Annotated in this window: 13 protein-coding genes; 7 read left to right on the top strand and 6 right to left on the bottom strand. The window is 70.0% G+C overall.

All coding sequences use genetic code 11. The features are described 5' to 3' along the window. Window positions 1–60: 60 nt before the first annotated feature. From ACIPQB_RS21805 to ACIPQB_RS21795, 3 genes are all read right to left on the bottom strand, one after another. Entirely contained in the window at window positions 61–945 is an 885-nt protein-coding gene (locus tag ACIPQB_RS21805; protein WP_446487344.1) for an EamA/RhaT family transporter, read from the bottom strand. Between the two features lie 193 nt (window positions 946–1,138). Next, on the bottom strand, window positions 1,139–2,713 hold the full coding sequence (locus tag ACIPQB_RS21800; RefSeq protein ID WP_446487343.1) for a 2-isopropylmalate synthase: 1,575 nt from the start codon (window positions 2,711–2,713) through the stop codon (window positions 1,139–1,141). A 300-nt stretch (window positions 2,714–3,013) separates the two neighbouring features. After that, window positions 3,014–3,721 (bottom strand): TVP38/TMEM64 family protein, encoded by a 708-nt coding sequence (locus tag ACIPQB_RS21795; RefSeq protein ID WP_446487342.1) that lies wholly within the window; start codon window positions 3,719–3,721, stop codon window positions 3,014–3,016. 194 nt (window positions 3,722–3,915) lie between these two features. On the opposite strand from ACIPQB_RS21795, the gene ACIPQB_RS21790 reads away from it, so the two are divergent. From ACIPQB_RS21790 to ACIPQB_RS21770, 5 genes are all read left to right on the top strand, one after another. Next, window positions 3,916–4,578 carry an AAA family ATPase gene (locus ACIPQB_RS21790; protein ID WP_446487341.1) on the top strand — a complete coding sequence of 221 codons (663 nt, stop codon included), beginning with the start codon at window positions 3,916–3,918 and terminating at the stop codon, window positions 4,576–4,578. Window positions 4,579–4,763: 185 nt separating this feature from the next. Then, a complete protein-coding gene (locus ACIPQB_RS21785; RefSeq protein WP_446487340.1) occupies window positions 4,764–5,417 on the top strand; it encodes an AAA family ATPase in 654 nt (217 codons plus the stop codon). Window positions 5,418–5,751: 334 nt separating this feature from the next. Continuing rightward, a complete protein-coding gene (locus ACIPQB_RS21780; protein ID WP_446487339.1) occupies window positions 5,752–6,954 on the top strand; it encodes a pyridoxal phosphate-dependent aminotransferase in 1,203 nt (400 codons plus the stop codon). 117 nt (window positions 6,955–7,071) lie between these two features. Continuing rightward, the gene (locus ACIPQB_RS21775) at window positions 7,072–7,218 is read left to right on the top strand and encodes a hypothetical protein (protein ID WP_446487338.1); all 147 of its coding nucleotides are present in this window, start codon (window positions 7,072–7,074) and stop codon (window positions 7,216–7,218) included. Window positions 7,219–7,228: 10 nt separating this feature from the next. After that, on the top strand, window positions 7,229–7,489 hold the full coding sequence (locus ACIPQB_RS21770; protein ID WP_446487337.1) for a hypothetical protein: 261 nt from the start codon (window positions 7,229–7,231) through the stop codon (window positions 7,487–7,489). Window positions 7,490–7,513: 24 nt separating this feature from the next. Here ACIPQB_RS21770 and ACIPQB_RS21765 read toward each other — a convergent pair whose 3' ends face one another. Then, window positions 7,514–8,152 carry a glutathione S-transferase family protein gene (locus ACIPQB_RS21765; protein ID WP_446487336.1) on the bottom strand — a complete coding sequence of 213 codons (639 nt, stop codon included), beginning with the start codon at window positions 8,150–8,152 and terminating at the stop codon, window positions 7,514–7,516. Between the two features lie 71 nt (window positions 8,153–8,223). Then, a complete protein-coding gene (locus ACIPQB_RS21760; protein ID WP_446487335.1) occupies window positions 8,224–8,460 on the bottom strand; it encodes a DUF2171 domain-containing protein in 237 nt (78 codons plus the stop codon). Between the two features lie 136 nt (window positions 8,461–8,596). On the opposite strand from ACIPQB_RS21760, the gene ACIPQB_RS21755 reads away from it, so the two are divergent. Both ACIPQB_RS21755 and ACIPQB_RS21750 read left to right on the top strand, forming a co-directional pair. Continuing rightward, window positions 8,597–9,610, top strand: coding sequence for a DUF6807 family protein (locus ACIPQB_RS21755; RefSeq protein WP_446487334.1), 1,014 nt, complete (start codon window positions 8,597–8,599; stop codon window positions 9,608–9,610). A 2-nt stretch (window positions 9,611–9,612) separates the two neighbouring features. Further along, a complete protein-coding gene (locus ACIPQB_RS21750; RefSeq protein WP_446487333.1) occupies window positions 9,613–9,801 on the top strand; it encodes a DUF4169 family protein in 189 nt (62 codons plus the stop codon). A gap of 21 nt (window positions 9,802–9,822) precedes the next feature. Here ACIPQB_RS21750 and ACIPQB_RS21745 read toward each other — a convergent pair whose 3' ends face one another. Beyond that, window positions 9,823–11,658 (bottom strand): vWA domain-containing protein, encoded by a 1,836-nt coding sequence (locus ACIPQB_RS21745; protein WP_446487332.1) that lies wholly within the window; start codon window positions 11,656–11,658, stop codon window positions 9,823–9,825. Window positions 11,659–11,719: the final 61 nt, after the last annotated feature.

Genomic DNA, 11,719 nt, shown 5'->3' with positions numbered 1-11,719 from the left:
CCTCAGCTGTTTTCGCAGAACTGCGGCGCGGGGAGGTTCAACCCAGAAACATGGCGTTTTCTAGCCCAGAGCGGTCATGGCCACGCCGGCTGCGGCGATCAGTCCGAAGAGCATCTGCACGGCGGTCAGGCGTTCGGCGAACAGGCGGCGTCCGGCGGCGGCGGCGATCGGCGCCTCGACCACCCCGACCGCCCGCACCGGCCCGGCCGGGGCCAGGGCCAGGGCCACGAACCAGCCTGCCGAGGCCGTCGCGCCCCAGAACCCCGCCGCCAGCGACGGCCGCCAGGCCCGGGCCACCGCCGCCAGGGCCGGCCGGTCGACCAGGGCCAGATAGGCGGTCAGGGCCAGGGTCTGGACGCCCTGCACCACCGCCAGGGTGATCACGGCGGCGAAGACCGGATGGCCCGGCTCCAGGGCGTGGCCGGCCTGGCGGAAGGCGTTCAGCGAAAAGCCGAAGGCCAGGCCCGACAGCAGGCCAAAGAGGGCCCCGCTGACCGGCCGCTCGCCCGAGGCCCCGGCGCGCGGCCAGGTGACCACCAGCAGGGCGAGACTGGTCACGGCCACCCCGGTCCAGCCGATCGCGCTCAGCCGGTCGCCATAGACCGCCAGGCCCAGCAGGGCCGCCAGCGGCAGCGAGCTCTGCTGCACGGCGGTGGCCACGGCGAAGCCGGCCCGGCGCATGGCCACCAGCAGGGCGGCGGTGGCCCCGATCTGGCTGGCCCCGCCCAGCAGGGCCGGCGCCCAGAAGGCCAGGGACGCTCGCAGGTGCGGGTCGCGGGTCAGCACCGCGGCCAGGGTCACGAACGCCGCCGTGAACGGCAGGGCGAACAGGAACCGCACCAGGGTCGCGCCCCACGGCCCGGTCCCGCCCATCACCGAGCGCTGGGCGGCGTTGCGCGTCACCTGGCAGAAGGCCGCGGCGACGGTGATCGGGATCCAGATCATGAGTTTGCCCCGCCGCTCCTGTACGGACGGCCTCAACAACCACCATCATCCCGGGCCTTGTGCCCGGGACCCATGGTTCAGCTTGCATGTGAGGTGCTGTGGCGCGCTGGCGCGCCACTCCTCCGCACTTGCGACGGAGGGATGGGTCCCGGGCACGAGGCCCGGGATGACGATCGCGAATAGGGACCGAGCCCTAGAACCCGCTGGCGATCGCCGCTTCGGGCCGGCTCTTTTCCTTGCGCGCCATGAGGTTGTTCAGGGCGTTGACATAGGCCTTGGCCGAGGCGGTCAGGGTGTCGGTGTCGGCGGCCTGGCCGGTGGCGATGCGGCCGTCCTCCTCAAGACGGACCGAGACCTGGGCCTGGGCGTCGGTGCCCTCGGTCACCGCATGCACCTGGAACAGGCGCAGGGCGGCCTCGTGCGGCACGATCTGCTGGATGGCGTTGAACACCGCGTCGACCGGACCGTCGCCCGAGGCCTCCGAGGTCTTGATCTCGCCGTCGACTTCCAGGGTCAGCTCGGCCGACTGGCCGTCGGTGCCGGCCACCACCCGCAGGCGCTGGACGCGGATGCGCTCGGAACCGCGCGCCAGGGCGTCGTCGACCAGGGCGATGATGTCGTCGTCATAGACGTGCTTCTTGCGGTCGGCCAAATCCTTGAAGCGGCCGAAGGCCTCCTTCAGCGCGTTCTGGCCCAGCTCGTAACCCAGGTCCTTGAGCTTGGCGCGGAAGGCGTGGCTGCCCGAGTGCTTGCCCATGACCAGGCTGGACGGCGCCTGGCCGACCGATTCCGGGGTCATGATCTCGTAGGTCTCGCGGTTCTTCAGCATCCCGTCCTGGTGGATGCCGCTTTCATGCGCGAAGGCGTTCTTGCCGACGATGGCCTTGTTGTACTGCACCGGGAACCCGGTGATGGCCGAGACGTAGCGGCTGGCGCGGGTGATGTGGGTGGTGTCGATCTTGGTCTCGTAGGGCAGCTTGTCGCCGCGCACCTTCAGGGCCATCACGACCTCTTCCAGCGCCGCGTTGCCGGCCCGCTCGCCCAGGCCGTTGATCGCGCACTCGATCTGGCGCGCCCCGCCCTGCACCCCGGCCAGGCTGTTGGCCACAGCCAGGCCCAGGTCGTTGTGGCAGTGGGTCGAGAAGATCACCTTGTCGGCGCCCTCGACGTTGTTGACCATCCAGCTGAACAGGTCGGCGTATTCGGACGGATAGGTGTAGCCCACCGTGTCGGGCAGGTTGATCGTCGTGGCGCCGGCCTTGATGGCGGTCTCGATGGCGCGGCGCAGGAACTGGCGGTCGCTGCGGGTGGCGTCCTCGGCCGACCATTCGACGTCGTCGCGCAGATTGCGGGCGTGGCCGACCGAGCGGGCGATCACGTCGATCACGGCGTCCGGCTCCATCTGCAGCTTGTGCTTCATGTGCAGGTCGCTGGTGGCGATGACCACGTGGATGCGGCCGCGCTGCGTGCCCTTCAGGGCTTCCGCGCAGCGGTCGATGTCGACCTGGTGGGCGCGGCACAGGCCGGCGACGGTGGAGTTCTTGACGATCTTGGCGATCTCGCGGACCGCCTCGAAGTCGCCGTTCGAGGCGATCGGGAAGCCGGCTTCGATGACGTCGACCCCCATCTCCTCAAGGATCTTGGCCAGCTCCAGCTTCTCGTCGTGCGACATCGAGGCGCCGGGCGACTGCTCGCCGTCGCGCATGGTGGTGTCGAAAATGACGACGTTGTCGCGCTTCTCAGGAGCGGCGGGCGATACGGGGGTCATGGAATTACTCGTCGGAAGGTGTCTGCGTGCGGGGCGGCGGCGGGTCGGTCTCCCCTGCACGCCCGGCCACGACGAAGCGCGGCCCCTAGAGCGCCCAGGGGTTGGTAAGCCGAAGCAGGAGCAGGTCGCGCGCGACGTTCATGCCAGCTTTCTACACAGCGGCCTGAAATCCAGCAAGCATTTTGCGTCAACCATACGTTTCGGCGGGAACCGGGCAAGTTCCGCCCAACAATTCCAGGATTGGCGGAACATCTCGCTGGGAAAAACCGTCGCCTCGCCTGCCCGGCTTTCTGAGCGGGCCTATTCCGCCGTCTCGCGCCGCTTCAGCCAGGACCGCGCGGCCAGGCCGCAGGCGATCCAGACCACCACCGCCGCCACCAGCATGACGATGTGCTGGCGGCCGCCGCCCTTGAGCGCCTGGACGATGGAGTTGCCGGCGAAGGCGGTCAGGGCGATCTTCGGAATGATGCCGACAGCCGTGCCGCCGGTGAAGTCCAGCAGCCGCATCGGCGTCACCCCGGCGGCCATGTTGACGACGATGAACGGCGCCGAGGGCACCAGCCGTACGATCAGGCTGGCCAGGAAGCCGTTGCGGCCGATCAGCCGCATGAACTTCTGCACGCCGTCGCCGGCCAGGTCGTTCAGCAGCCGGCCGCCGAAGGTCCGGCCCATCCAGAAGCCGACCAGGGACGAGACCAGGGTGCCGATCCAGCTGTAGGCGAAGCCGGTCCACGGCCCGAAGGCGACCACCGCCGCGGCGATCAGCACGAACTGCGGCACCCCGACGAAGGCCAGGACGGCGAAGGCGCCCACCGCTACCGGCAGGGCCCAGGGCCCGTGGGCGGCGCTCAGCCAGTGCTCGACCGCCACCTCGCCGTTCAGCCCCAGCATCTGGGCCCCGAACAGGAAGACCACCCCCACCCCGCCGAACAGCACGAACGACACCGCCACCGTGCGCCAGGCCCGGCGGTCCATGTTGGTGAAGAATTCGATCAGACGGGCTATCACGCCCCTGCCTCGCCCATGCCCCCGGCCGGGTCAAGCCGCGACCGCCGATTTCCTGTCGCGCTTGGGGCGCCGGGCGGGCCGGGCGTGGTTAAGATTCCCGTAACGCGACATTTGCATTGCGCGACCGTCGTAACCGGCGGCTAAGTTATCCACAGGCCTCCGAGCGTATCGGGGCGTCCTTGGGAGCGTTGGACGTGAAGATCGTGGCTGTGATTTCCCGCAAGGGCGGGGCCGGCAAGACGACCCTGTCAATCAACCTGGCCCTGACCGCCCACCTGGCCGGCTGGAAGACGATGCTGGCCGACATCGACCCGCAGCGGTCGGCCTCCGACGCCTTGCGCGCCCGGACCGCGGCCGGACCGACCCTGGCCGAGATCAACGCCGGCAAGCTGTTCCAGGCCCGCTCCCAGGCCCTGCACGACGGCTATGACGTCATGCTGATCGACACCCCCGCCGCCCCGGACGCCGACGTCGCCGTGGCGGTCAATTCCGCCGACCTGTGCGTACTGGTCTGCCGCCCCACCTTCCTCGACATCGCCTCGGTGGCGCGCTCGGCCGAGATGGTCCGGCGCTTGGGCAAGGCCGGGCTGATCGTGCTCAACCAGGCCCCCGCCAAGCGCGCCGGGCTGGAGCCGGTCAACGTGCAGAAGGCGGTCGAGGCCCTGCGCTTCTGCGGCCTGCCGGTCGCCCCGGTCGGCCTGCGCGCGCGGGTCGCCTACCAGCAGTCGGTCGCCCACGGCCGCTCGGTCGCCGAGTGGGAGCCGGCCAGCCCGGCCAGCCAGGAGATCGCGCGCCTGTGGAGCCACATGGCCGCTCAGATGGCGCTGGACGGCGGCCGCAGCGCCCACGCCGTGTAGTCTAGGAGAGGTCGTCGGTCGACCTCCTCCGGAAAGACTTCCGCGGGCTGGATAGCCCCGCCGGCCAAGACTCCGGCAATTGAACTTCTGTTCATACTTTCGGTCCTAACAATCTTGGACCTGGGAGCTTTACGGCGGCGACGGCGGCCGATGGTCGGGGCGAACAAGCAGTGAAGACGATTACTGTGCTTTCCCGGAAGGGCGGAGCGGGCAAGACGACCCTGGCCGTGAATCTCGCCCTGGCCGCCTTCCTGGCCGGACGCAAGGTGATGCTGGCCGACATCGACCCCCAGCGGTCGGCCTCCGAAGCGCTGCGAGCCCGCGCCGAGCCCGGCCCGGTCCTGGCCGAGATCTGCGCCGGCAAGCTGTTCCATGCCCGCTCCAGCGCCCTGCGCGAGAACTTCGACTACCTGTTCATCGACACCCCGGCCTCGCCCGAGGCCGACGTGGCCCAGGCGATCAATGTCGCCGACCTCTGCCTGGTGGTCGGACGGCCGTCGTTCCTGGACCTGGCCCCGATCGTGCGCTCGGCCGAGGCGGTCCGCCGCCTGGGCAAGGGCGGCTTCGTGGTGCTCAACCAGGCCCACACCAGCAAGCCGGAGGTCGCCGCGGTGGCCTATCCGGAGATCATCGAGGCCCTGCGCTTCTGCGGCCTGCCTCTGGCGCCCCGCGGCCTAAGGTCGCGCGAGGCCTTCCAGAAGGCCATGGCCCATGGTCGATCGGTGGCTGAATGGGAGCCCGGCGGCGCGGCCGGCCGCGACCTGGAGCGGCTCTGGATCCATGTCGAGACCAGCCTCGGCGGCGGCGAGACGCCGCTGAAGACCGCGCTGGCGGGCTGAAGGCTTTAAACTGCGGCTCGCCCCGGTTGGGAGTCCGCCTCTATTTATCCGTTTCCTCCGCGAAGGCGGGGGCCCAAGCGGCCTGAGCCGCTTCAACGCCGCGGGAAACTCCGGACTCGGCTCGGGTTCCCGCCTGCGCGGGGATGATCGGATAAACACCCTCCGTATCGCCCGCCCCCTGGCCCCCGCCCCGCCCCAGCCCAGGTTCGGCACGAACAGCGGCCCTCGCCAGCCTTTGTTGCGTTGCACGGCGGCAAGCGCGGGCGTAAGACCGCCACAATCCTGAAACCGGCCTGCCAGGGCCAAGCCTCACCTCCAGGGGAGTTTAAGCATCATGTCGCTCGAGTCCGCCGCCCTGCGGCGCATCGCCCCGTCCGCCACCATCGCCATCAGCGCCAAGGCCCGCGCCCTGCAGGCGGCCGGCCGCGACGTGATCGGCCTGGCGGCCGGCGAACCGGACTTCGACACCCCCGACAACATCAAGGACGCCGGCATCGCCGCCATCAAGGCCGGCAAGACCAAATATACCGACCCGGACGGCATGCCCGAGCTGAAGCAGGCGATCTGCGCCAAGTTCAAGCGCGAGAACGGCCTCGACTACAAGCCCAGCCAGGTCCACATCGCCCCGGGCGGCAAGCCGGTGATCTACAACGCCCTAGTCGCCACCCTCGACCCGGGCGACGAGGTGATCATCCCCGCCCCCTACTGGGTGTCGTATCCGGACATGGTGCTGCTGGCCGGCGGCACGCCGGTGCGGGTGGCCACCACCGCCGAGCGCGGATTCAAGCTGACGCCCGAGGCGCTGGAGGCGGCGATCACGCCGAAGTCCAAGTGGCTGATCATCAACAGCCCGTCCAACCCCTCGGGCGGCGCCTATACCCGCGCCGAGCTGCGGGCCCTGGCCGACGTGCTGCTGCGCCACCCGCAGGTCTGGGTGCTGACCGACGACATGTACGAGCACCTGGTGTTCGACGACTTCGAGTTCACCACCATCGCCCAGGTCGAGCCCCAGCTCTATGACCGCACCCTGACGATGAACGGCGTGTCGAAGGCCTACGCCATGACCGGCTGGCGGATCGGCTATGCGGCCGGCCCCGAGCCGCTGATCAAGGCCATGGCCAAGATGATCAGCCAGACCACCTCCAACCCCTCGTCCATCTCGCAATGGGCCGCGGTCGAGGCCCTGAACGGGACCCAGGACTTCATCAAGCCCAACGCCAAGCTGTTCCAGGAGCGCCGCGACCTGGTGGTGTCGATGCTGAACCAGGCCCAGGGCCTCCATTGCCCGACCCCGGAAGGCGCCTTCTACGTCTATCCGTCCTGCGCCGGCCTGATCGGCAAGACCGCCCCGAGCGGCAAGGTCATCGCCAGCGACGAGGACTTCGCCGTCGAGCTGCTGGAGACCGAGGGCGTGGCCGTGGTGCATGGCGCGGCCTTCGGCCTGTCGCCGTTCTTCCGCATCAGCTACGCCACCAGCAACGCCGTGCTGGAGGACGCCTGCGCGCGCATCCAGCGCTTCTGCGGCAATGTGAAATAGGCGTTCTTCCCGATCGCGGCCGTCGTTCTCGCCATTTTGGCGAGGATGACGGCTGTAAGTGGGCCGCGAACCGCGCTAGGGCTCCTTTTCGCCGCATCCCGCGGCCAGGAGATCGTCATGGCGCGCACCCCGAACTATTCTTTCGAACGCCAGGAACGCGAGCGCCTGAAGGCCCAGAAGGCCGCCCAGAAGGCGGCCGAGAAAGCCGCCGCCAAGCAGGCGGCCGAAGACGCGGCTCCCAAGCCCCCTACCGACGACCAGTGAAAGACGGCCTATGCCCAGCTCGACCATGTTCAACCACGAAACCGTCTCGCTGGACGGCGAGCACTTCTCGGACTGCGAGTTCCGCGACTGCCGCCTGACCTTCGCCGGCGGTGCGGCGCCGGTGTTCGACAACTGCCGGGTGGTGGACTGCGAGTGGAAGTTCGAGGGCGCGGCCGAGCAGACCCTCGCCCACCTGAAGGCGATGTGGAACGTCGGCGGCAAGGCCCCGGTCCAGGCGCTGATCAAGGAAATCACCGGCGGCGGCCGCTAGGCTCCTGAGCTTGAAGCCCTGGCCCTAGCCGTCGATCCAGTCGGTCAGCCCCTCGCGGGCATGGACCTGGCGCAGGGACTCCATCGCCCGCATCCGGGCCAGGTAGCGGGCGAGGTTCGGCCAGGCCGTGGCGGGCCGGGGCATGTTGCGCGACCAGCGCATCAGCATGGTCGCCAGGAAGTCGGCCGCCGACAGCCGCTCGCCCAGCAGGTGGGGACCCGCGCCGGCCAGCTGGCCGTCCAGCCGGTCCCAGGCCGCTTCGATCCGCGCCCGGGCCCCGGCCTGGACCGCGTCGGCGGCGGCCTCGCCGGCCGGCTCGTGCGGATAGAACCAGGCCCGGAAGCTCGGCAGCAGGGTGTTGGCCAGATAGACCATGGTCTGCAGATAGGCGGCCCGCTCCGGCGCGCCGGGGGCCGGGGCCAGGCCCCTGTCGGGATGGCGTTCGGCCAGCAGCATCAGGATCGCCGTGCTCTCGGCCACCGGCGCCCCGTCGACCACCAGGGTCGGGACCAGGCCGTCGGGATTGAGCCTCAGATAGTCCGGCCGCTTGTGCGCCCCGGCGCCGGTGTCGGTCAGCACCGCCTCGAACGGCGCGCCGATCTCGATCAGCATCCAGTGCACGGCCAGGCTGGCCGCGCCGGGGCTGTAATAGAGCTGGTACATGGGAATCCCTCGCCCGCAACGGGCGAGGGATCGGCCAGGGCCGCGGGCCTGTCAACCGGTCGGCGACGGGGTCAGTGCTTCTCGCGCCACAGGGCCTTGGCGTCGTCCTGGGTCATGGTCAGGTGCACGCCGTCGTCGTCGACATGGTCGACCCAGGTGATCGGGATCAGGTGGTGCTTGAGGCCGCCGCCCAGGTCGAACTTGGCCAGCTCGATCTCGGCGCCGACCACGTGGTCGACCCGGCCGACATGGCCGCCGTCGGAGCCGACCACTTCCTGGTGTTCACGGATTTGCGAAGCGTCGATCATGGTGTTCCTCCTGCTCAGGGGCGCCGCAGGAAAACGGCTGGCGCGCGGCGGAGTTCAAGACGGGCTTGCGAGGCGCGAAGGTTCCCGTTACGTTCACGCTGAGGTTGCGCTGCTGGCGTCTTGAGGGGAAAGACCGATGATCAGACCGCTCGCCGCCCTGCTGCTGGCCGGCGCGACGACGTCCGCGGCCTGGGGCCAGGCGACGCCGGCGGCCGACCCCGTCGCCGCCGAAGCCGCCTCGCCCGCCGCAGCCTCGCCGCCGCCGCCGGTCACGCCCCTGCCCCGCGTCGACGCGGCGTTCGCCGAGGACGGCGTGACCCTGACCGACGGCGGCAAGAGCGTGCTGTTCTACCGCACCGCGGCCGCCGATCCGCGCGAGCCGGGCCGCCTCAACTACGTCCACCCGCTCTATGCGCCGGACGGGACGGTGCTGACCGAGGACCGGCCGGCCGACCACCTGCACCAGCGCGGGGTGTTCTGGAGCTGGCATCAGGTGATCGTCGACGGCAAGCCGGCCGCCGACGGCTGGTTCATGAAGGACCTGACCTTCCACGTCCGCGAAAAGCGCTTCAAGGGCGATGGGGCCGGCGGCGGAACCCTGGTGGTCAACGCCGACTGGATCGTCCGCGCCGCCCCCGACCAGCCCCCTGAACGCGCCTATGTGGCGCGCGAGACCACCAAGGTGCGGGTGTTTCCGCTGAAGAACGGCGCCCGCCGCATCGACTTCGACACGGCGATCACCGCCCGCGCCGACAGCCTCGCCCTGGGCGGCAGCGACGACGCCAAGGGCTATGGCGGCTTCTCGCTGCGGCTGGTCCGGCCCGCGCGCCTGGCCTTCGGCTCGGACGGCAAGGCGGTGGCCCCCGCGGTCGGGCCGGTCGAGGCCGGCAAGGCCATGGGCTTCGCCTGGACGCCGGACTCCGACCCCGCCCGCCCCGCCGTTCCGGCCTGGACCGTCGGCCTGGCCTGCCGGGCCAATGGCGCGCCGATCACCCGCTGGATCCTGCGCCAGGAACTGTCGATGCAGAACTGCGTCTTCCCCGGCCGCGCGCCGTTCGTGCTCCGCAAAGGCCAGACCCTGCGCCTGCAGTCCACCTTGATCCTCCGCCCCGCCGCGCCCGTCGCGGCGAAACCCGCCAGGAAGGGCTAGCCATGGCCGAGATCCGCAACCTCAACCAGGCCCGCAAGGCCAAGGCCAAGGCCGACGACAAGGCCAAGGCCGCCGAGAACCGCGCCAAGTTCGGCCGCACCAAGGCCGACAAGGCCCTGGAGGCGGCCCGGGCCGAAAAGCTGCAGCACGCCCTCGACGGGGCCAAGCGCGAAACACGCGACGAGGAGTAAAGCCCTCGCCGCGGTGAAGGGTCAGGACACCTTCGGCTCGCGGATCAGGGTCAGGACGACGCCGCTCTTGCGGTCGGTCAGCACGAGACCGTCCGGGCGGCTCAGGCGGTAGTCGAAGACAATCTTCGAGTCCTCGAAAGCCACCTGTCCGGCCTGGATCCGATAGGTCTCGGGTTCATCGGCCTCAAATCCCTGGCCGGTTCGGCGGTGGACCACCACGTCGGCATCCGCGCCGAACTCGATGCGGTCGCCGCGACGCAGGTCGATGTCGCCGGTTCCGCCGACCCGCGACACCCGCCACAGCCCGGGCAGAACGCCAGGGCCTAAGGCCGCCTCGCTGGCATGGCCCGACAGCAGAGCGGTCTGGGACAGCAGGCCGCCGACCAGCTGGCGCTCGGGCGACAGCCGCGGATCGCGGTCGGCCCGCAGGCGCGCGTCCAGCTTGCGAAGCGCCTGGTAGGCCCCCTCCTCATCGCTGGCCTGGTGATAAAGGGTGGTGGCCTGGCGCAGGACCAGGAACTCGTCGATCAGCATGCGGCCCAAGCGCAGGCCTTCGCTCGGCGCGCCATGGGCGGCGGCGACCGTGAGCGTGTCGCCGGCCGCGCCGCCGTCGCTGGCGCGGACATAGGCCAGCTTGACGTCAAGCAGCCGATCGCTCGGCCCCAGGGCCGGCTCGGGCAGGAAGGCCGCATCCTCGGCCTTGGCCAGGGCGACGAACAGGCCGCCGCCGTTGGTGCTCAGAAAGGCGGTCGGCACGGTCAGGGTGGTCGCGCCGTCGGGCGCCGCCTTCAGCGCCTCCGCCGGCGCGCCATAGACCGCGGAGATCCGGTAACCCGGATGCGGTTTGACCGTCAGGGTCACGTCGAAGGCCAGTTCAGAGACCATGGTGTCCAGCTTGGCCGAAAACACCGTCTCGACGTCCTTTTCGTCGCGCAGGAAGTAGAGATTGCCGCCGCGCACCCCGGCCACCTGGGCCGCCAGCGACGCGTCGAACTGCACGCCGACGCCGATCGTGGTCAAGCCCACGCCGCGGCGCGACGCCTCCTGGGCCATTCCCATGAAGCTGTCGGCGTCCACCGCCCCGACGTTGGGCTGCTCGTCTGTGAACAACATCACGCGGGTCGAGCCTTGGAAGGCCGGCATGCTGGCGAAGGCGGTGTCGTAGCCGACCCTCAGCCCCTCCTCCATGTTGGTCGAGCCTTCGCTGGCGATCGCATCGATCGCCGCCTCGGCCTTGCGGCGCCCCGCGGCGTCGATCCGCGTGGGCTCCAGATGGCGATAGGACCGATCGCCATAGAGCACGATGCTGATCTGGTCGCCCGGCCGCAGTTGGCGGACGATCCTGCGCAGGCTCGCACGGACATGATCCAGCGGCTCGCCATCCATGGAGCCCGACTTGTCGACCACCGCCACCAGGTTCAGCGGCGCGCGCTTCCAGGTCTTGGCGTCGACGTTGGAACTGAAGCCCAGCCCGACCAGCAGGCGGTCCTTCGGCGCGGCCAGCAGGTCGGCCGGCATGGCCTCGCCCGTCAGGCACAGCACCGCCGCGCAGGCGCGCTGTCCGGGGATCATCAGGTCGTAGTCGCCCATCAGCCCTTCGGGCGTAATGGTGTCGGGCATCGGGATGCGCCCGGCGTCGGCCTCGCCGCGGAAATGATTGACGTCCTGAGCCCCGCCCTGGCGGACCCTCATGCCGGAGACGATGACCTCCTCAAGGGCTGCGTCATCGTCCTTGTCCGGCGCGGTTTGGGCCCAGCCGGCGCCGAACATCGTCAAGCTCAGCAACGCCGAGACGGAGACCGCCAGCAACGGACGGCCGATGGATCGGGACGAACTGCGGAACGACAAGCGCGACATGCGCCACCTCCCCCTATAGTTGTTTGAGAGGCTAACACGCGGCGGCGAAAGAGCACGCGGA

The sequence above is a fragment of the Caulobacter sp. LARHSG274 genome (genome assembly GCF_052871235.1).
The sequence above is the reverse complement of the archived record's forward strand: the minus strand, read 5'-3'. Positions and strand labels throughout refer to the sequence as shown.

Bases quoted from the DNA above. Each gene is read 5' to 3' on its own strand.
- ACIPQB_RS21805 (WP_446487344.1), bottom strand. From the start codon at position 945: ATGATCTGGATCCCGATCACCGTCGCCGCGGCCTTCTGCCAGGTGACG.
- ACIPQB_RS21800 (WP_446487343.1), bottom strand. From the start codon at position 2,713: ATGACCCCCGTATCGCCCGCCGCTCCTGAGAAGCGCGACAACGTCGTC.
- ACIPQB_RS21780 (WP_446487339.1), top strand. From the start codon at position 5,752: ATGTCGCTCGAGTCCGCCGCCCTGCGGCGCATCGCCCCGTCCGCCACC.
- ACIPQB_RS21775 (WP_446487338.1), top strand. From the start codon at position 7,072: ATGGCGCGCACCCCGAACTATTCTTTCGAACGCCAGGAACGCGAGCGC.
- ACIPQB_RS21770 (WP_446487337.1), top strand. From the start codon at position 7,229: ATGCCCAGCTCGACCATGTTCAACCACGAAACCGTCTCGCTGGACGGC.
- ACIPQB_RS21765 (WP_446487336.1), bottom strand. From the start codon at position 8,152: ATGTACCAGCTCTATTACAGCCCCGGCGCGGCCAGCCTGGCCGTGCAC.
- ACIPQB_RS21760 (WP_446487335.1), bottom strand. From the start codon at position 8,460: ATGATCGACGCTTCGCAAATCCGTGAACACCAGGAAGTGGTCGGCTCC.
- ACIPQB_RS21755 (WP_446487334.1), top strand. From the start codon at position 8,597: ATGATCAGACCGCTCGCCGCCCTGCTGCTGGCCGGCGCGACGACGTCC.
- ACIPQB_RS21750 (WP_446487333.1), top strand. From the start codon at position 9,613: ATGGCCGAGATCCGCAACCTCAACCAGGCCCGCAAGGCCAAGGCCAAG.
- ACIPQB_RS21745 (WP_446487332.1), bottom strand. From the start codon at position 11,658: ATGTCGCGCTTGTCGTTCCGCAGTTCGTCCCGATCCATCGGCCGTCCG.